The sequence below is a fragment of the Antarcticirhabdus aurantiaca genome (genome assembly GCF_009765365.1).
Classification (GTDB): Bacteria; Pseudomonadota; Alphaproteobacteria; order Rhizobiales; family Rhizobiaceae; genus Antarcticirhabdus; species Antarcticirhabdus aurantiaca.
Genome location: NZ_VTOM01000003.1, coordinates 200,407 through 217,035, shown reverse-complemented (window position 1 = coordinate 217,035; position 16,629 = coordinate 200,407). Strand labels below are relative to the sequence as shown.

Sequence of the window (16,629 nt, the reverse complement as noted above, 5' to 3'; positions counted from 1 at the left end):
CTCAGAGCGCGTTCGCCAGCGCCACGAATTCCGACACGTCCAGGGTTTCCGCGCGCCGCTGCGGATCGATGCCGACGCGCTCGAGGAGGGCTTCGCCGCCGAGCGCCTTCAGGCTCTGGCGCAGCATCTTGCGGCGCTGGCCGAAGGCGGCCTGGGTGACCCGTTCGAGGGTCGCGAGATCGGCGGAAAGCGGCGCCTCGATCGGGCGCAGGTCGACGATCGACGAGGTCACCTTCGGCGGCGGGGTGAAGGCCTGCGGCGGCACGTCGAAGAGAATGCGGGCGCGGGTGCGCCAGCCGCACAAAACCCCGAGGCGACCGTAATGGTCCGTTCCGGGCCGGGCCACGATCCGCTCGGCGACCTCGCGCTGGAACATCAGGACGGCCTGGACCCAGGGCGGCGGCCAGGAGGGCGAGGCCACCCAGTTGGTCAGGAGCTGGGTGCCGACATTGTAGGGGAGGTTGGCGACGATCTTCACCGGCTTGCCGCGGGCGAGCTCGGCGGGATCGACCGTGAGAGCGTCGGCGTGGAGGACGCGCAGGCGGCCGGGATAGCGGGCGGCGATGGCCTCCAGGGCGGGAAGCGTGCGCTCGTCCTTCTCGATCACCGTGAGGTCGTCGGCGCCCTCGGCGAGGAGCGCGCGCGTGAGGCCGCCGGGGCCGGGGCCGACCTCGATCACCGCGTGACCGGCGAGCGGCAGCGCCTGGCGGGCGATCTTGCCCGTGAGGTTGAGGTCGAGGAGGAAGTTCTGGCCGAGGCTGCGCTTGGGGTCGAGCCCATGCTCGGCCAGCACCTCGCGCAAGGGGGGCAACCCGTCGAAGGCGAGGCTCACGAGGCGGCGGCGCCCATGCGCGCGGCAAGCCGCAGGGCGGCGACGAAGCTGTCGGGCCGGGCGCGGCCCGTTCCGGCGAGGTCGGCGGCGGTGCCGTGATCCGGCGAGGTCCGCACGATCGGCAGGCCCAGCGTGACGTTGACGGTCTCGTCGAAGGCGAGGGTCTTGGCCGGGATGAGCGCCTGATCGTGGTACATGCAGACGGCGACGTCGTAGCGCCTGCGGGCCTCGGCGTGGAACATGGTGTCGGCCGGCAGCGGGCCGATGGCGTCGATGCCCTCGTTTCGCAGGATCTCGACGGCGGGCGCGATGATCTCGATGTCCTCGCGCCCGATCGCTCCCCCTTCGCCCGCATGCGGGTTGAGCCCGGCCAGGGCGAGGCGGGGCGATTCGATGCCGAGGCGCTTCTGCATGTCGCGCGCGGCGATGCGGCAGGTCTCGACGATGAGGTCGGTCGTCAGGTCGTCGAGGACCTGCGCGAAGGGCACGTGGATGGTGACGGGAATGCAGGACAGGTCCGGCCCCGTCAGCAGCATCACGGGGCGGTAGCTGCCGCCGGTGATGCCGGCGCAAAGGTCGGCGAGATATTCCGTGTGGCCGGGATGGCGGAAGCCGGCGTCGTAGAGCGCCTTCTTGTGGATCGGCGCGGTGACGAGCGCCGCGGCTTCGCCCTCGAGGCAGAGCCGGGTTCCGCGGTCGATCGCCTCGACGGTGGCGAGTGCGTTGACGGGATCGAGCCTGGCTGGCGCCTCGTCGTGGTGGTTGACGAGCGGAAGAACGGGCAGGGCGCCGGTCCGGCACGCCTCGGGAGCCTCGCGGGCCGCGTCGATCACGGCGAGCGGCACGGGCAGCGACAGGCGCCGGGCACGGGCGGCGAGCATGGCGGGGTCGGCGAGGACGAAGAAGTCCGGCAGGGCGGACGGCTCCTGGCGGCGCGCGGCCGCCATGAGGATGACGTCCGGGCCGATGCCGGAGGGCTCGCCGACGGAGACCGCGAGGGGCGCAGGCCCCGTCCCGGTCCTCATCGCCGGCTGATCTGCGCCTTCGCCTTCAGCTCGGCGAGGAAGTCCGCGTCCGGCTCGGCCTGCTTGCCGAGTTTGGCCATGTCCTGTTCCTGGAAGACCATGCCGGCGGCGACGTCGTCGGACACGGTGCGCGCGTCGCAGACGGCGATGAACTCGACGCCGCGCTCGGTCTCCTTGGCGGGCGTCGTGCGGCCGGGCTGGAGGCGCTGGATGTCCGCCTTCCAGAGCATCGGCAGCTCGGGCGCCGCGATGCGTCCGAGATCGCGCACGGTGACGTCGCGCAGGGCGCTGGCGAGCTGGAACGTGCCCTGGCAGGTCTGGAAGCGCGAGCGCAGGTTGTTGGCCTCGGTCACGCGCCGCGCGATCGAGCCGCGCTCGCCCTTCGGCACCACGAGGATCACCTGCTGGAGGACGTATTCCGTGGTGGTCGGCTTGTTGCCGCCCTCGGCCAGCATGCGCTGCACGACGTCCTGCTCGCTCATGCGCTGCTTGGAGCGCAGGCGGGCCTGGACGGCCTGGCCCCAGCCCATCTGGGCGCGGATGTAGTCCTTGAAGGCGTCGGAGGAGAAGCCGGCCTGGGCGAGGACCTGGCCGAGCTGCTGGACGGTGAGCTTGTTCTGGGTGGCGAAGTTGTTGAACGCCGCGTCCACCGCCTCGTCGGGGATCTTGATGCCCCGGCGGCGGACTTCCTGATTCTTGATCGCTTCCTCGACCAGCTCGTCGGTCGCCTTCTGCTGCAGGTTGCCGCTCTCGCGGCGCAGGCGCAGGAAGGCGGCGCGCTGGTTGATCTGGTAGCTCGTGATCGCCTCGCGATTCACGACGACGCGCACCTCGGAGGCGGCCAGGGCCGGAGTCGCGCCGATGATCGACGGACCGGGAAAAGCGGCGGCCAAGGCGATGAAGCAGGCCGCGCCGGTGAGAAGCCGTTTGGCGGTCGTCATGTCGTAATCTAGCTCCCAGGTCCCGCAAGCCGTCCGAGCGATCCGGACGCACACGCGCCCGCGTCCGGGCGGGCGCGGGCGTCTGCTCTTGCAGCCATCCTTGGCGAAAGGATGGTCGATGGCGCGTTCCGGCTCAGCCGTCGTCGTCGAGATCGTAGTCGAAGCCGGCGTTGTCGACCAGCGTGCGCAGACCGATCTTGAACGACAAGGTCGTTTCGGTCGGCTCGAGCTGGTAGCGATCCAGCGTTTCCTCGTACTGGACGATCAGGCTGAAGCACTCGTCGGCGTAGCCGATGCCCGCCCGCTTCTGGAACAGGGCGTCGTTCTCGATGTCGTAGGACACGCCGCCAAAGGCCGTCCAGTTGTCGGTGACGCGGAACGACAGGTCGGTCTGCACCTGCTGGCGGTCGCGATAGGAGCCGAGGTCCGGCTGGGCGTCGATGATCGAATGCGTCGCCGAGACCGCCAGCCGCTCGTAGGCGAAGGCGGCGGTGGTGTCGGTGCGGCGGACCTCGAAGGTCTTCTCGTCGAAGCGCGCACCGGTGCCGAGGGTGAGGCCGACCGGCAGCGTGAAGGCGAGCGAGGCGACGTAGTCCGAGCGGTCCGTTTCCAGGCCCGAATCATAGCCGGTGAGGGCGAGGTCGCGCTGGGCGAAGGGGTTCTCGCCGGCCAGCTGGTAGGACTGGCCGAACATCGCGTCGACCTGGTAGCCGGTGCCGAAGGTGCCGACATAGGCGACGCCGAGATTGGCGCGCGTGCCGCCCTCGATCCGGTCGTAGCCGGAGAACTTGTCCTTCGAGAAGAGGTTCGCCGTCGAGAAGACGAGCGACTGCGCGTCCTCGTTCGGCAGGTCGCCGGCCTTCATCTCGTCCGGGCGCACCAGGAGCTGGGCGATCGGCTCGATGACGTGGGACGTCGTGGCCGTCTGGATCAGCCAGGGATAGCGCGCCTCGAGCGCCGCCGTCGCCATGCCGCGCGTGCCCGACTCGTTGACGTCGAACTCCGAGCCCGGGATCACCTGCTGGAGGACGCCGCCGACATAGCCGTAATTGTCGAAGCCGCCGCCGGTCATGTCGGCGCGGTAGACGTCGCCGCGCAGGCCGCCCGAGGGCGTCAGGAGAAGGCCGAAATCCGTCTCGTAGGTGCGACGGTATTCGACGTCGCCCGACAGGCGGGTGTAGTCGCCCTTCAGGCCGAGATTGCGGAAGGCGTCGTCGCGGTACAGGAGGCCGGTGTAGCCCGCCGGCGCGTCGCACGCATTGTCCTTGTCGGACAGGAAGACGCTCTCGACGCAGAGGCGGTTGTCCTGCGCGCGGTCGCGGCGCAGGTTCGTCAGGTTGAGGTTGGCCTCCAACTCGCCGCCGGCCACGTCCTCGATGCGCTGGTAGTCGAGGAGCGGCAGGATCTCCGGCTGGATGTCCTGGTCGTAGTCGTTCTCGGTCTGGAGCTGGTAGGCCTGGGCCCGCAGGTCGAAGAAGGAGCGCTCGCCGAGGCCCGACAGGTAGACTTCCGAGACGCGCTGCGCCTGGTCGTAGCTCTCGATGTCGTAGGTGGCGGCGAAGTTCTGGTCGGACTGGGCGAGGACGTCCCAGCCGAAGGTCCACTGGTCGCTGAGCGCGAAGCGGCCCGTCGAGCCGATCATGCCGCGATTCTCGGTGTCGCCCGGGTTCGTGCTGTTGCCGAAGATGTCGAAGGGGCCGTTCTCGGCGAAGGCGTCGGGGTCGCGTTGCGAGATGCCGGCGACGGTGACGGAGAAGCCGCCGTTCTCGAAGGCTTGGCGGTACTCGGCGTCGGCGAGGAAGCCCTGTTTGGAATAATAGGTGCCGGCGACGGTGAGGTCCTTGTCGTCGGCGATGGCGAAGAAGTAGGGCACGCGCACGCCGAAGCCGGTGTCGCTGCCCGAGCGGAAGTCGGGCGCGAGGAAGCCGCTCTTGCGCTTCACCGTCGGGTCCGGCGATTGGAAGTAGGGCAGGTAGGCGAGCGGCAGGCCGAACATCTCGAACTGCGCGCCGTAGTAGCGCACGACCTGTTCCTGCTGGTCCCAGATGATGCGGCGCGCCTTCACCTGCCAGAGCGGCGGGCGCTCCGGGTTCTCGCGGCAGGCCTCGCAGGCGGTGTAGACGCCGCGCTCGAAGGTCGTGACGCTGCCGTTCTCGCGCACGGCGTCGGCCGCGGCGAAGCGGGTGTTCTCGGGCGTCTCGATGCGCAGGGCGCGCACGAAGCCTTCGCGGAAGTCGTCGGTGATGTCGACCGTGTCGGCGAAGATGCGGTTGCCGTCGGGCTGGACGAGCTCGACGCTGCCGTTGGCGACGAGGCGCCGGGTCGCCTGGTTGTAGACGACCTGGCGGGCCACGAGCCGGCTGCCGCCGTAGTCGATCCGCACGCCGCCATTGGCCGTCACGACCTGCGAATCGCTGTCGTAGACGACGGTGTCGGCCTCAAGGAAGAGCTGCGCGTCGTCGGGCACGCCGGCACCAATGCCGCCGAGCCGCTCGGCAAGGGCGTCCTGCGCCGCCGCGGGCGCCGTCGTCAGGGCCAGGGCGAGCGCGCACGTCGCCGTGCCCGCTGCCAGTGCGGCCAGTAAGGAGCGCTGCGGAGTCCCCTTCCGCGAGCGCCCGACCCCCTCGAAATCCATCGACTACCCATCCTCCTGATGCAGAAGGATCGTCACGCCGAACGACCCCGCCGCCAGAACTGGAAACCACGCGGCCACGATGGGCGGCACGATCGCGTTGCTCCCCAAAGCCTTTGCAAGGAAGGCAATGACATAGAGCACGAAACCGGCCGCCACACCACCGAACACGCTTCGGCCGGACGAGCCCGTCCTCTGGAAACGCATCGCGACGGTCGCGGCAACGAGAGTCATAGCCATGAACAGCGCCGGCTTTGCTAACAAAGTGTGGTACTGCATGGAAAAAGCATCGGCATTGTAACCCAATGTCCTCGCTATCCCGATCTTGGAGCCGAGGCTCCAGATCGGAATCGCTTCCGGATCGGCGAGCCGTTGCTCGATGAATTCGGGGCGCAACGAGGTGGGAACGCGGAACTCGGCGAGCCGCTCGGGCGCAGAGCCGACGCGCGTCACGGTCGGCTCGCGGATGACCCAGGCATTCTCTTCCAGCCGCGCGGACGGCGCGTCGATCCGCTCGGCGGGCACGCCGCCGCGCATGATGTAGGCGGTGACGCCCGTAAGCGCCTGGCCGCCCTCGGCGATGCTCTTGGCGCCGATGATCGATTCGACGCCGTCGCCGCTCTGCCGGATCCAGGGGACGCGGTCGGACTGCCCGGCGGCGTCGAGGCCGCGCAGGTCGCCGGTCATGCGCGTCGCCATCTCCTTGGCGTGCGCCGAGATCGGATTGTAGGCGAAGGTCGCGAGGAGCCCCAGGAAGAGCGAGGCGACGAGAAAGGGCGTCAGGATCTGCCAGCCCGATACGCCCGCGGCGCGGGCGACCACGAGCTCCAGCCGCCGGTTGAGGGTGAGGAGGGTGAAGATCGACGAGAACAGGATGATGAAGGGAAAGGCCTGCTCGATGAAGCTCGGTACCCGCAGGGCGGATACCAGGGCGATCGTGCCGAAGCCGAAATCGTCGAACTGCCCGCGCCGGCTGATCTCGATCATGTCGATGAGGTAGACGAGCGCAAAGATCGCCACCAGCGTCGACAGGAAGCTGCCGACGAAGAGGCGGAAGAAGTAGCGGTCGAGGGTGGGGCGCCGCATCATCATCATGCGCCGCGCCCTCCCGAATAGGCCGAGCCCGTGGGCATGAGGGCGGCGATGCGCTCGCCGAGACTGCTGAAGGCGTCGACGAGGGCGCGCACGGGTCCGCTTTCCATGAGGTCGACGTCGCGCCGGACCATCCAGGCGTTGAGGACGATGGCCGACACCGGAAGCAGGATCGGCAGGACGGCGAAGCTCTGGTCGCGGTCGACCAGCGAGAGGGAGACGAAGCCGAGCGCCTTGAGCACCAGCGCGCCGCCGAGGCCGAAGGCCATGGCAGGGCCCGGCCCCGAACGATTCGTCCTAGGACGGGCCGCGACGACGAGCGCCCAGAGAGCGAAGGCGATCGGGTAGAGGAAGTCGCTGAAGCGCTGCACCAGCTCCTCCGTCAGCTCCTCGGGCTCGTCCTGCGCCTTCTTGTCGTTGGGATGCGGGTCCCAGAGATTGGCGGTGGAGCGCTCGGAGGTGCGCGTCCAGTCGTTGTTGTTGCTCGGCCGGAGATCGGCGAGGTCGAAGGCGTAGGTGCCGAACTGGATCACGGAGACGGCGCCGTTCGCCGCGTCGCGGCGGTGGAGCTGGCCGTTCGACAGGAGGAGGTAGGAGCGCGCGCCTTCCTCCACGACGTTGCCGCGGCTGGCGAAATAGGTGAGCTCCGTCGCCTCGTCGCGGGTGTCGGCGATGAAGAGGCCGGTGATCTCCGTGCCGCGCGCGTCGGCGATCGAGACCACGAGGCCGTCCTGGACCTCCTCGAAGCGGCCGGGCTGGAGGAAGAGCGTCAGCGCGTCGGCGTTGATCGTGCGCATGCCGTTCTGGAACTCGCGCGAGGAGGCCGGCCCGATCACGTGGCTGACGAGAAAGACGAGGGCGGCGGCGAGAAGGCCGAGAATGAGGATCGGCTTGACGATCACCGTGCGCTTGGCGCCGGAGGCGGCGATGACCGCGCGCTCGGAGCCCGCGTTCAGCGCGTTGAGCGCCTGGACGCAGCCGATCACGACGGCGAAGGGCACGACGCCGGACGCGAGGTCCGGCAGGAGCATGAAGGCGATCCAGAAGATGTTGCCGACGGTCGAGACGCTGGTCTTGACGATGTCGATGCGCGACAGGGCCTGGACGATCCAGACGATCGTCACGAGCGAGAGCAGGGAGCCGAAGGTGTAGAGCAGCGCGCGCCGGAAGATGTAGCGTTCGAGAAGCGTCATGAGTCCTTCAACCAGGCAGCCCCTCTGTCGCTCCCGAGCCGCCGTGTAAGGGCGCCGCGTGCTGTCGTCAAACTTCGTACGAACGTGTCTAAAGAAGGGCAAAAGCGGCGGCCGGCGCATCGCCGCGGTGGATGAGCGCGCCCCTTGCCAGATGGCCACGGGGCGGCATCATAGCGCGAACGCGCCGCCGCCGGTCTCAACCGGGCCGGACGGCCGAGGACGCACCCGGCCCGAAGCGGGCCGGCGACAGACGGGAGTTCCCATGTCATCGCTACCGACCATCGACGTCTCGCCGCTCGCGCTGCCCGAATCGGGCGTGCTGGTCGTTCCGACCGGCGAGAACGGCAAGGTCGCGGACACGCTGCCGGAAGCGGTGGCGACGCTCGCCCGCAAGGCGGCGGGAATCGCCAAGTTCAAGGGCAAGGCCTTCGCCACGCTCGACATCGTCGCGCCGGCCGGTCTCGACCTCGACCGGATCGTTCTGGTCGGCACGGTGCCCGGCAAGACGACGCCGCCCGACTCGCTCCTGAAGCTCGGGGGCACGATCGCGGCCAAGACCAAGGGCGCCGAGAAGGCGGCCTTCTGGAGCGTGATGCCGGACGGCACCCCGTTCGAGGCCGCCCAGATCGCCGAGATCGCGCTCGGCGCGATGCTGCGCGGCTATGAATTTGACCGCTACAAAACCAAAGGTGGCAAGCGGAACGGCGAGGAGGAGGACGAGGCCGACAAGCCCGCCGCCCTCCGCATCCTGACCGACGGGCCCCAGGCCGCGACGCTGATCGAGGCGGCCCGCGCCATCGCGGACGGCACGTGCCTCGCCCGCGACCTCGTCAACGAGCCGGCCAACGTCCTCGGCCCCGTCGAGTTCGCCGAGGCCGCGCAGGCGCTCTCCGCGGTCGGCGTCGACGTCGAGGTGCTGGACGAGGCGAAGATGCGCGAGCTCGGAATGCACGCGCTGCTCGGCGTCGCGCAGGGCTCTCCCCGGCCGCCGCGGCTCGTCGTGATGCGCTGGTCGGGCGCCGACGGGGACGCGGCCCCGCTCGCCTTCGTCGGCAAGGGCGTCGTGTTCGACACCGGCGGCGTGTCGATCAAGCCGGCGGCCGGCATGGACGAGATGAAGGGCGACATGGGCGGCGCCGCGGCCGTGGTCGGCCTCATGCGCGCGCTGGCGGGCCGCAAGGCCAAGGTCGACGCCATCGGCGTCATCGGTCTCGTGGAGAACGCCGTCGACGGCAACGCGCAGCGGCCGGGCGACATCGTCAAGGCGATGTCCGGCACGACGATCGAGGTCCTGAACACCGACGCGGAAGGGCGGCTCGTTCTCGCCGACGCGCTCTGGTACACGCAGGACCGCTTCAAGCCGCGGCTGATGGTGAACCTCGCGACGCTCACCGGCGCGATCATCGTCGCGCTCGGCAACCACCATGCCGGCCTCTTCTCCAACAATGACGAGCTGGCCGAGCGGCTTCTGGCGGCGGGCCTCGCCACCGGCGAGAAGCTCTGGCGCCTGCCGATCGGGCCGGAATACGACAAGATGATCGAGGGCAAGTTCGCCGACATCAAGAACATCGGCGGCGGCCGGGCGGCCGGCTCGATCGTCGGCGCGCAGTTCCTGCAGCGCTTCGTCAACGACGTGCCCTGGGCGCATCTCGACGTGGCGGGAACCGCGATGGGCTCGCCGGCGAGCGAGTACAACCAGTCCTGGGGCTCGGGCTACGGAGTGCGGCTCCTCGACCGCTTCGTCGCCGAAAGCTACGAAACCCGCTGAGGCGCCGCGTGGCCGAGGTCCTGTTCTACCACCTGACCGAAAGCCGGCTCGAGGAGGCGCTGCCCGACCTCCTCGAGAAGTGCCTGGCGCGCGGCTGGCGGGTGGTGGTTCAGACCAGCGACCCGGAACGGCGCGACGCGCTGGACCACCATCTGTGGACCTATCGCGACGACAGCTTCCTGCCGCACGGCACGGACGCCGACTCCTCCGGCGCGCTGCAGCCGATCCTCCTGACGGCCGAGGGCGCGCAGGACGCCAACGACCCGCAGGTGCGCTTCCTGGTCGACGGGGCGGAGCCGGCGGGGGATCTCTCGCGATACGTCCGGGCGATCTACATGTTCGACGGGCACGATCCGGAACGGCTGGCCGGCGCGCGGCGGCGCTGGACGATCGACAAGGCGGCCGGGCACGACCTCGCCTATTGGCAGCAGAGCGAGGACCGGCGCTGGGTGCGCAAAGGCTGAGGCATCCACCATGAAACAGGTGGGCGCGGCGCGCGCGATGCATTAAGCCGCGCTGGCAATCGTCGCCCGAAGGTCCATGCCATGCAGTCCAGCGATCCGGAGCCTCGCCTCGGCTTTCTCTATGCCGGCGGGGCCTACCTCCTGTGGGGGCTGGTTCTGCCGATGTATCTGAAGATGCTCGGGCACGTGTCGCCGCTGGAGGTGGTGGCGCACCGGATCCTCTGGTCGATCCCCTTCGCCGTGGCGCTGCTCTGGCACCAGGGCCTGCTGCGCCGGGCCGTGGGGCTCCTCGCCGATCCGCGCACGCTCGGGCTCGCGGCGATCACGGCGACGCTGATCTCGGTGAACTGGAGCACCTACGTCTACGCCATCGCCGAGCACCGCGCGGTGGAGGCGGCGCTCGGCTACTACATCAACCCGCTGGTGAACGTGGCGCTCGCGGCGATCTTTCTCGGCGAGCGGCCGACCCGCGTCCAGCTCGGCGCGATCGCGCTGGCGACGACCGGCGTCGTGATCCTCACCCTGTCCGTGGGGACGCTGCCCTGGATCTCGCTCGTCCTGGCGCTGACCTTCGGCACCTACGGCCTGATCCGCAAGGTGGTGCCGGCGGGTGCGAGCGAGGGCTTCTTCCTGGAAGTGGCGATCCTGGCGGTGCCGGCCCTGATCGTGCTGGCCGTCTTCGTGACCCAGCCGCATTTCGGGCGCAACGCGCTGGAAACGGCGCTTCTGGTGGGGGCCGGACCGTTGACCGCGATCCCGCTGATCCTGTTCGCGGCCGGAGCGCGGCTCCTGCACTTCTCGACGATCGGGCTCATGCAGTACGCGGTTCCGACGCTCCTGTTCCTGACCGCGGTTTTCATCTTCGGCGAGCCGTTCACGGGCGCGCAGCTCGTGTCGTTCGCCTTCATCTGGGCGGCGCTCGCCCTCTACACGACGACCCTCATCGCCGCACGCCGCCGCCGCACCGCGGCCGTGCAGGCCGCGGGCGGGACGGGCTGAGACAATAATCTCAGAGCCGCTCGATCACCGCTTCCTCGCCCTCGGCGCGCTCGGGAGGAGGGGCGGCGGCGAGGATGGCGGGGACGAGGTCGGCGACCGCGTCGACGACGAGCGGGCGGACCTGGTGCGCGGTGTGGATGAAGCCTTCGCCGCGCATGTGGTCGAGGAGCGCGGAGAGCGGGTCCCAGAAGCCGTTGACGTTGGCGATGGCGATCGGCTTCCTGTGCCGGCCGAGCTGGCTCCAGGTCATGATCTCGATCAGCTCCTCCAGCGTGCCGATGCCGCCGGGCAGCGCCACGAAGGCGTCGGAGCGCTCGAACATGGCGTGCTTGCGCTCGTGCATGTCGTTCGTGACGACGAGCTCGTCCAGCCGCGTCAGCTCGCTTTCCGTCGCCTCCATGTCGATCAGGAAGCGCGGGATGATGCCGGTGACGGAGCCGCCGGCCTCGATCACGGCGTCGGAGACCGCGCCCATGATGCCGCGCGTGCCCCCGCCATAGACGAGGCGGATGCCGGCCTGGGCGATGGCCCGGCCGAGCACCTTGGCGCTGTCGAGGTAGATCGGGTCGCTGCCCGGGGACGAGCCGCAATAAACGCAGATGGATTGAATCGTTCGCATGAGGCTGAAACTCGGCCGAGCCGGCGGCCGGGTCAAGCGTTGTGCAGCGCGAAAGACGCCGCGCCCGCCTCAAAGGATGCCGGGATAGGCCTCGTCGATGGCGCGAAGCGTCGCCTCGCGCCAGACGGCATCGCGCGCCGCGCGGGGCCGGTCGAGATCAACGACGCCGCGCAGGCGCCCCGGCCGGGCCGTGAGGAAGACGATGCGGTCGGCGAGCTCCACGGCCTCGCGCAGGTTGTGGGTGACCATCAGCGCGGTAGTCGGGCGGGCCGACCAGACGGATACGAGAAGGGCGCGCAGGCGGCTCGCGGTCATCTCGTCGAGCGAAACGAAGGGCTCGTCGAGGAGGAGGAGCGAGGGCTCGGTGGCGAAGGCGCGGGCGAGCGCCGCCCGTCGGGCGAGGCCGAGGGACAGCTCGCCGGGAAAGCGCGAGCGCATCGTTTCGAGGCCGAGGGTGGCGAAGAGTGCGTCGAGATCGGCCGATCTGAGCTCGTGCGGGAGGGCGAGGCGGACATTGGCCTCGACGTCGCGCCAGGGCAGGAGGCGCGGCTCCTGGAACACCACGGCGACGCGCCCTTCGCGTTCGGGCAGGCGGACCTCGCCGCGATAATCGGCATCGAGGCCGAGGATGATGCGCAGCGTCGTCGTCTTGCCGCAGCCGGAGGGGCCGATGAGCACGGTGAAGCCGTGCTTCGGCGCCTCGAAGGCGAGGTTCTCGATGGCGCGCACGAGCCCGCCGTCGGCGGCGCGGAAGAGCTTCTCGTCGATGCGGACGGACAGGGCGCCGGAGGGCTCAGGCGGGGCGCCGGCGCCAGCGGGTGGCGCGGGCTTCGAGGGGTTGGACAAGCAGGAACTCGATCAGGAGCATGACGGCGACGAAAGCGAGGGTGTAGGCGAGGATCGCCGCCACGTCGAAGAGCTGGAAGTAGAGGTGGATCTGGAAGCCGACGCCGTTGGAGCGGCCGAGGAGCTCGACCACGAGGGCGATCTTCCAGATGAGCGAGAGACCGGAGCGCGCGGCCGCCGCGAGATAGGGCTGCAGCTGCGGCAGGATGAGATGGCGCAGGCGATCGAGCGCCGAGAAGCGGTAGACGCGCGCCATCTCGGCGAGCTGAGGGTCGAGCGCGCGGGCGCCCTCGCGCATGGTGACGACGACGTTGGGGATCTTGTTGACGGCGATCGCGCCGATCGCCGCCGCCTCGTTCAGGCCGAACCAGATATAGGCGAGCACGATCACGACGAGCGCCGGCACGTTGAGGATCAGGATCAGCCAGGGATCGAAGAAGCGGTTGAGGCGGGGGCGCAGGCCCATCGCGAGGCCGATGGCCGTGCCGGCGACCATGGCGATCACGAAGGCGCCGGCGACGCGCCCGAGCGTCATGGCGAGGTTGAAGGGCAGCTCGCCGGTCACCGTATCCGCCCAGCCCGCGGCGAGCACGGCCGCGGGCGAGGCAAGGACGCGGCTGTCGGCAAGGCTCGCCGCGACCGCCCAGAGCGCGACGAGACCCGCGAGCGACAGGACCGTCAGGAGCGCCGTGCCGGCCGGCCGGCGCGCCGGCCGGGCCGAGGACGCCTCGCTCAGGCCCGCCGCCTCAAGTGCCATTCTCGAGGCCGGACCAGTAGGTGCCCTCGGCCATGGCCTTGCCCGGCCCGACCAGCTTCTCGCCGCCGATCTCGGCGAGGATGCCGTAGAGCTTTGCGGCGTCGGCCCGGTCCTCGGCGGGCGCGCGGGAGGGGATGCCGTCGCGATAGCGGTCGCGAAGGGCGTGCAGCGTCGCCTCGTCGCCCGGCTTCACCAGCGGCTCGAGCCGCGTCCATTCCTCGTCCGAATCGCGCAGGAGCGCCTTGGCGGCGGCGTCGGCCTTGAGGAAGCCCTCGATCGCGGCCGGGTGCTCCGTCGCCCAGGAATCGCGAAAGACCCAGCCGAGCGCCGCGACCGCGCCCGTCGTGCCCATCGCGATTTCCGCCTCGACGCCGGTGATCAGCGGCCGGAAGCCCGCGGCCTCCAGGCGCGCGGCGAAATGCCAGTAGTTGAGGACGGCGTCGAGCTCGCCGGAGCGCGCCTTTTCCGTCAGGAGCGGCGGCGCGCCGTAGACGATCGTCGCCTCGGCGGCGAGATCGAGCCCGTGGTCGCGCTTGGCCAGCGCCTGGATCAGGAGCCAGTTCTTGTCGAGCGGTCCGCCGACGACGCCGAGCGTCTTGTTCTTCAGGTCGGCGAGGCTTTTGATCGGGCTGCTCTGCGGCACCATCACGGAGCCGACCGAGGTGGAATAGGGCGCGAAGGTGAAGTCGCTGCCGGCCTGGCGCTCGCGCGAGACCCAGAGCCAGTCCGACACGATCATGTCGACGTCGCCGGACTGGAAGGCGATGTTGGACGCGTCTTCGCCGGCGAAGGGCACGATCTCGACGTCGACCCCGTTGGCCGCGTCGAGCCCGTTGCGCACCATGGCGTCGAGCTCCCAGTTGACGGTGCCGTATTGCAGGACGCCGACGCGGATCGGCTCCTGCGCGCGCGCCGCGGATGCGAGGCCGAGCGCCAGAGCTGCGGCGCCGACGGCCGCAAGGACCCAACTCTTCAAAACGATCCTCCCAAAATCGTCCCGAGGTGCCCGAATCGAGGATAGGACGTCGCAAGAGCGCCGTCACCCCGCCGCATGTCGAGGGGCGACGCGATCGCGTGATCGCGAGAGGGCTCAGATCGCGGTGCGCCGCGCTTCCTCGATGTAGATCTGCCGCAGGCGCCGGGAGAGGGGGCCGGGAACGCCGGCGCCGACGGGCGCGCCGTCGATGCGCACCACGGGCATCACGAAGGCGGAGGCCGAGGTGATGAAGGCTTCGGCCGCACCCTTCGCTTCCTCGATGCTGAAGGGGCGCTCGACGAAGCGGTGGCCGGCCTCCTCGGCGAGGCGCAGCACGGCCGAGCGGGTGATGCCGTGGAGGATGGCTTCCGAGCGCGGGCGGGTGACGATCGTGCCGTCGGCGAGGATGATCCAGGCATTGTTGGACGTGCCCTCGGTGACGAGGCCGTTCTCGACCATCCAGGCATCGTCCGCGTCGCGCGCCTTCGCCTCCATCTTGGCAAGGGAGGGGTAGAGCAGCTGCACGGTCTTGATGTCGCGGCGCGCCCAGCGCTGGTCGGGCACGGACACGACGGTCAGGCCCTTTTCCGCGGCGGGATTGTCCGACACGGCCTTTTCCTGCGTGAACAGGACGAGCGAGGGCTTCGTGCCGGCGGGCGGGAAGGCGAAGTCGCGGTCGGCGGCGCCGCGCGTCACCTGGAGGTAGACCATGCCCTCCTCGATCCCGTTGCGGGCGACGAGCTCGCGGTGGATCGAGAGGATCTCGGCCTCGTCGGCCGGCGCGTCCATGGCGAGTTCGGCGAGCGAGCGGCGCAGCCGGGCCATGTGACCGGCGAAATCGATCAGCCGCCCGCCGAGAACCGTGGTCACCTCGTAGACGCCGTCGGCGAACAGGAAGCCGCGGTCGAAGACGGAGATCGTCGCGGCCTCTTCGGGGACGAAGGCGCCGTTGACATAGACGGTTCGCGACATGGACGCTGCTCCCTGGCGGTTGGCGATGATCCATAGGACGAAGCGCGCGCGCTGCAAAGCGCCGGGCGGCCCCCCTGCGCCGGCAAGAGGATGATTCGCCAAGGGATCCTGGAAGTTAGCTGCGACCAAAGAGGGGGCTTGGCGAAGGATCGAGAAGCGGCGTCAATGCGCCGGCTGACTGAACGTCAGGCACAAGGATGCCCGATCGTTGTGCAGTGCGGGACGGTGACGCGATCATGCGCAAAAAAGTCGTGATCGGAACGGTGTCGGCGTTGACCTCGACGATACCCTGAGCTTCATTGAAACGGCCACGAAAAGCGGCAGTCTCGGCTAAGTCGCGGATCGGAATGGCGAATAAGGGGAAGCACGCATGATTGCATCGCCGAACGGCCACCAGAATGGCAACGTCGGGGCCGGCGATGCATCCTATGTGCGCTTCGAGAACGTCCAGAAAAGCTACGACGGCGAGAGCCTCGTGGTGAAGGACCTCAACCTCGACATCCCGCGCGGCGAGTTCCTGACGATGCTCGGCCCCTCCGGCTCGGGCAAGACGACCTGCCTGATGATGCTGGCCGGGTTCGAGCCGGCGACGCACGGCGAGATCTTCCTGAACGGCCATCCGATCAACAACCTGCCGCCGCACAAGCGCGGCATCGGCATGGTGTTCCAGAACTACGCCCTGTTCCCGCACATGACGGTAGCCGAGAACCTCGCCTATCCGCTGAAGGTGCGGGGCATGAGCAAAGTCGAGATCGAGACGCGGGTGAAGCGCGCGCTCGACATGGTGGAGCTGCCGCGCATGGCGGGGCGGCGCCCGGCCCAACTCTCGGGCGGCCAGCAGCAGCGCGTGGCGGTCGCCCGCGCCGTCGTGTTCGAGCCCGACCTCGTTCTGATGGACGAGCCGCTCGGCGCGCTCGACAAGCAGCTGCGCGAGCAGATGCAGTACGAGGTCAAGCACATCCAGGAGCGGCTCGGCGTCACCGTGGTCTACGTCACGCACGACCAGACCGAGGCGCTGACCATGTCGGACCGGGTCGCCGTGTTCAACGACGGGCGAATCCAGCAGCTGTCGAGCCCGAAGGACCTCTACGAGGCGCCGACGAGCTCCTTCGTCGCCAAGTTCATCGGCGAGAACAACGTCCTGTCCGGCCGCATCGCCTCGATCGAGGGCGACACCTGCCGGGTCGATCTCGACGGCGGCGGAACGGTCGGCGCGGTGCCGATCGCGGTGCAGGGCATCGGCTCGCGCACCAGCCTGTCGATCCGGCCCGAGCGCGTCGTGCTGGACCCGGGACCCGACGTTCCCAACGGCCTCGACGGCGTGATCCTCGAGCTGATCTATCTCGGCGACCACATCCGGGTGCGGATGGACGTCGCCGGTAACGACGAGTTCATCGTGAAGATTCCCAACGGGGCCGAGATGCGGCCGCTCGAGCGGGGCGCGCGCGTCCGGCTCGGCTGGCGCACGCGCGACTGCCGCGCCCTCGACCCCGTGGGCTGAGATCCCCGCTCG

Annotated in this window: 15 protein-coding genes; 4 read left to right on the top strand and 11 right to left on the bottom strand. The window is 69.6% G+C overall.

Translation table 11 applies throughout. The features are described from left to right. Window position 1: 1 nt before the first annotated feature. From rsmA to FZN60_RS04895, 6 genes are all read right to left on the bottom strand, one after another. Complete coding sequence (gene rsmA / locus FZN60_RS04920) at window positions 2-832, bottom strand: 16S rRNA (adenine(1518)-N(6)/adenine(1519)-N(6))-dimethyltransferase RsmA (RefSeq protein ID WP_158871680.1); 831 nt, start codon at window positions 830-832, stop codon at window positions 2-4. Next, complete coding sequence (gene pdxA, locus FZN60_RS04915; protein ID WP_158871678.1) at window positions 829-1,857, bottom strand: 4-hydroxythreonine-4-phosphate dehydrogenase PdxA; 1,029 nt, start codon at window positions 1,855-1,857, stop codon at window positions 829-831. The genes rsmA and pdxA overlap by 4 nt, the downstream gene beginning before the upstream one ends. Further along, entirely contained in the window at window positions 1,854-2,798 is a 945-nt protein-coding gene (locus tag FZN60_RS04910; RefSeq protein ID WP_158871676.1) for a SurA N-terminal domain-containing protein, read from the bottom strand. Before FZN60_RS04910 ends, pdxA begins: the two co-directional genes overlap by 4 nt. 133 nt (window positions 2,799-2,931) lie before the next feature. Next, entirely contained in the window at window positions 2,932-5,433 is a 2,502-nt protein-coding gene (locus tag FZN60_RS04905) for an LPS-assembly protein LptD (protein ID WP_158871674.1), read from the bottom strand. A gap of 3 nt (window positions 5,434-5,436) precedes the next feature. Then, window positions 5,437-6,525, bottom strand: coding sequence for an LPS export ABC transporter permease LptG (gene lptG / locus FZN60_RS04900; RefSeq protein WP_246726596.1), 1,089 nt, complete (start codon window positions 6,523-6,525; stop codon window positions 5,437-5,439). Further along, window positions 6,522-7,715, bottom strand: coding sequence for an LptF/LptG family permease (locus FZN60_RS04895; protein ID WP_158871672.1), 1,194 nt, complete (start codon window positions 7,713-7,715; stop codon window positions 6,522-6,524). The genes lptG and FZN60_RS04895 overlap by 4 nt, the downstream gene beginning before the upstream one ends. A 262-nt stretch (window positions 7,716-7,977) precedes the next feature. Here FZN60_RS04895 and FZN60_RS04890 point away from each other — a divergent pair, with 262 nt between their 5' ends. The 3 genes from FZN60_RS04890 (at window position 7,978) to rarD (ending at window position 10,946) form a co-directional block, all read left to right on the top strand. Then, window positions 7,978-9,483: a leucyl aminopeptidase gene (locus tag FZN60_RS04890; protein ID WP_158871670.1), complete on the top strand. Its 1,506-nt coding sequence runs from the start codon at window positions 7,978-7,980 to the stop codon at window positions 9,481-9,483. Window positions 9,484-9,491: 8 nt separating this feature from the next. Then, the gene (locus FZN60_RS04885) at window positions 9,492-9,947 is read left to right on the top strand and encodes a DNA polymerase III subunit chi (RefSeq protein ID WP_158871668.1); all 456 of its coding nucleotides are present in this window, start codon (window positions 9,492-9,494) and stop codon (window positions 9,945-9,947) included. An 81-nt stretch (window positions 9,948-10,028) separates the two neighbouring features. Continuing rightward, a complete protein-coding gene (gene rarD, locus FZN60_RS04880; protein WP_158871666.1) occupies window positions 10,029-10,946 on the top strand; it encodes an EamA family transporter RarD in 918 nt (305 codons plus the stop codon). A gap of 10 nt (window positions 10,947-10,956) precedes the next feature. Here the strand turns inward: rarD and FZN60_RS04875 are convergent, their stop codons facing one another. From FZN60_RS04875 to FZN60_RS04855, 5 genes are all read right to left on the bottom strand, one after another. Beyond that, window positions 10,957-11,565: an LOG family protein gene (locus FZN60_RS04875; protein ID WP_158871664.1), complete on the bottom strand. Its 609-nt coding sequence runs from the start codon at window positions 11,563-11,565 to the stop codon at window positions 10,957-10,959. A 69-nt stretch (window positions 11,566-11,634) separates the two neighbouring features. Next, window positions 11,635-12,411 (bottom strand): ABC transporter ATP-binding protein, encoded by a 777-nt coding sequence (locus FZN60_RS04870; protein WP_199266485.1) that lies wholly within the window; start codon window positions 12,409-12,411, stop codon window positions 11,635-11,637. Continuing rightward, complete coding sequence (locus FZN60_RS04865) at window positions 12,359-13,168, bottom strand: ABC transporter permease (RefSeq protein ID WP_158871662.1); 810 nt, start codon at window positions 13,166-13,168, stop codon at window positions 12,359-12,361. The genes FZN60_RS04870 and FZN60_RS04865 overlap by 53 nt, the downstream gene beginning before the upstream one ends. Further along, complete coding sequence (locus FZN60_RS04860; RefSeq protein WP_246726595.1) at window positions 13,158-14,144, bottom strand: ABC transporter substrate-binding protein; 987 nt, start codon at window positions 14,142-14,144, stop codon at window positions 13,158-13,160. Before FZN60_RS04860 ends, FZN60_RS04865 begins: the two co-directional genes overlap by 11 nt. Window positions 14,145-14,258: 114 nt before the next feature. Further along, complete coding sequence (locus FZN60_RS04855; protein ID WP_158871660.1) at window positions 14,259-15,116, bottom strand: D-amino-acid transaminase; 858 nt, start codon at window positions 15,114-15,116, stop codon at window positions 14,259-14,261. A 370-nt stretch (window positions 15,117-15,486) separates the two neighbouring features. Here FZN60_RS04855 and FZN60_RS04850 point away from each other — a divergent pair, with 370 nt between their 5' ends. Further along, complete coding sequence (locus FZN60_RS04850) at window positions 15,487-16,617, top strand: ABC transporter ATP-binding protein (RefSeq protein ID WP_158871658.1); 1,131 nt, start codon at window positions 15,487-15,489, stop codon at window positions 16,615-16,617. The last annotated feature ends 12 nt before the right edge of the window (window positions 16,618-16,629 follow it).

Excerpts from the sequence above, each read along its gene's own strand:
- pdxA (WP_158871678.1), bottom strand. The coding sequence starts at position 1,857 with ATGAGGACCGGGACGGGGCCTGCGCCCCTCGCGGTCTCCGTCGGCGAG.
- FZN60_RS04910 (WP_158871676.1), bottom strand. The coding sequence starts at position 2,798 with ATGACGACCGCCAAACGGCTTCTCACCGGCGCGGCCTGCTTCATCGCC.
- FZN60_RS04905 (WP_158871674.1), bottom strand. The coding sequence starts at position 5,433 with ATGGATTTCGAGGGGGTCGGGCGCTCGCGGAAGGGGACTCCGCAGCGC.
- lptG (WP_246726596.1), bottom strand. The coding sequence starts at position 6,525 with ATGATGATGATGCGGCGCCCCACCCTCGACCGCTACTTCTTCCGCCTC.
- FZN60_RS04895 (WP_158871672.1), bottom strand. The coding sequence starts at position 7,715 with ATGACGCTTCTCGAACGCTACATCTTCCGGCGCGCGCTGCTCTACACC.
- FZN60_RS04890 (WP_158871670.1), top strand. The coding sequence starts at position 7,978 with ATGTCATCGCTACCGACCATCGACGTCTCGCCGCTCGCGCTGCCCGAA.
- rarD (WP_158871666.1), top strand. The coding sequence starts at position 10,029 with ATGCAGTCCAGCGATCCGGAGCCTCGCCTCGGCTTTCTCTATGCCGGC.
- FZN60_RS04875 (WP_158871664.1), bottom strand. The coding sequence starts at position 11,565 with ATGCGAACGATTCAATCCATCTGCGTTTATTGCGGCTCGTCCCCGGGC.
- FZN60_RS04865 (WP_158871662.1), bottom strand. The coding sequence starts at position 13,168 with ATGGCACTTGAGGCGGCGGGCCTGAGCGAGGCGTCCTCGGCCCGGCCG.
- FZN60_RS04855 (WP_158871660.1), bottom strand. The coding sequence starts at position 15,116 with ATGTCGCGAACCGTCTATGTCAACGGCGCCTTCGTCCCCGAAGAGGCC.
- FZN60_RS04850 (WP_158871658.1), top strand. The coding sequence starts at position 15,487 with ATGATTGCATCGCCGAACGGCCACCAGAATGGCAACGTCGGGGCCGGC.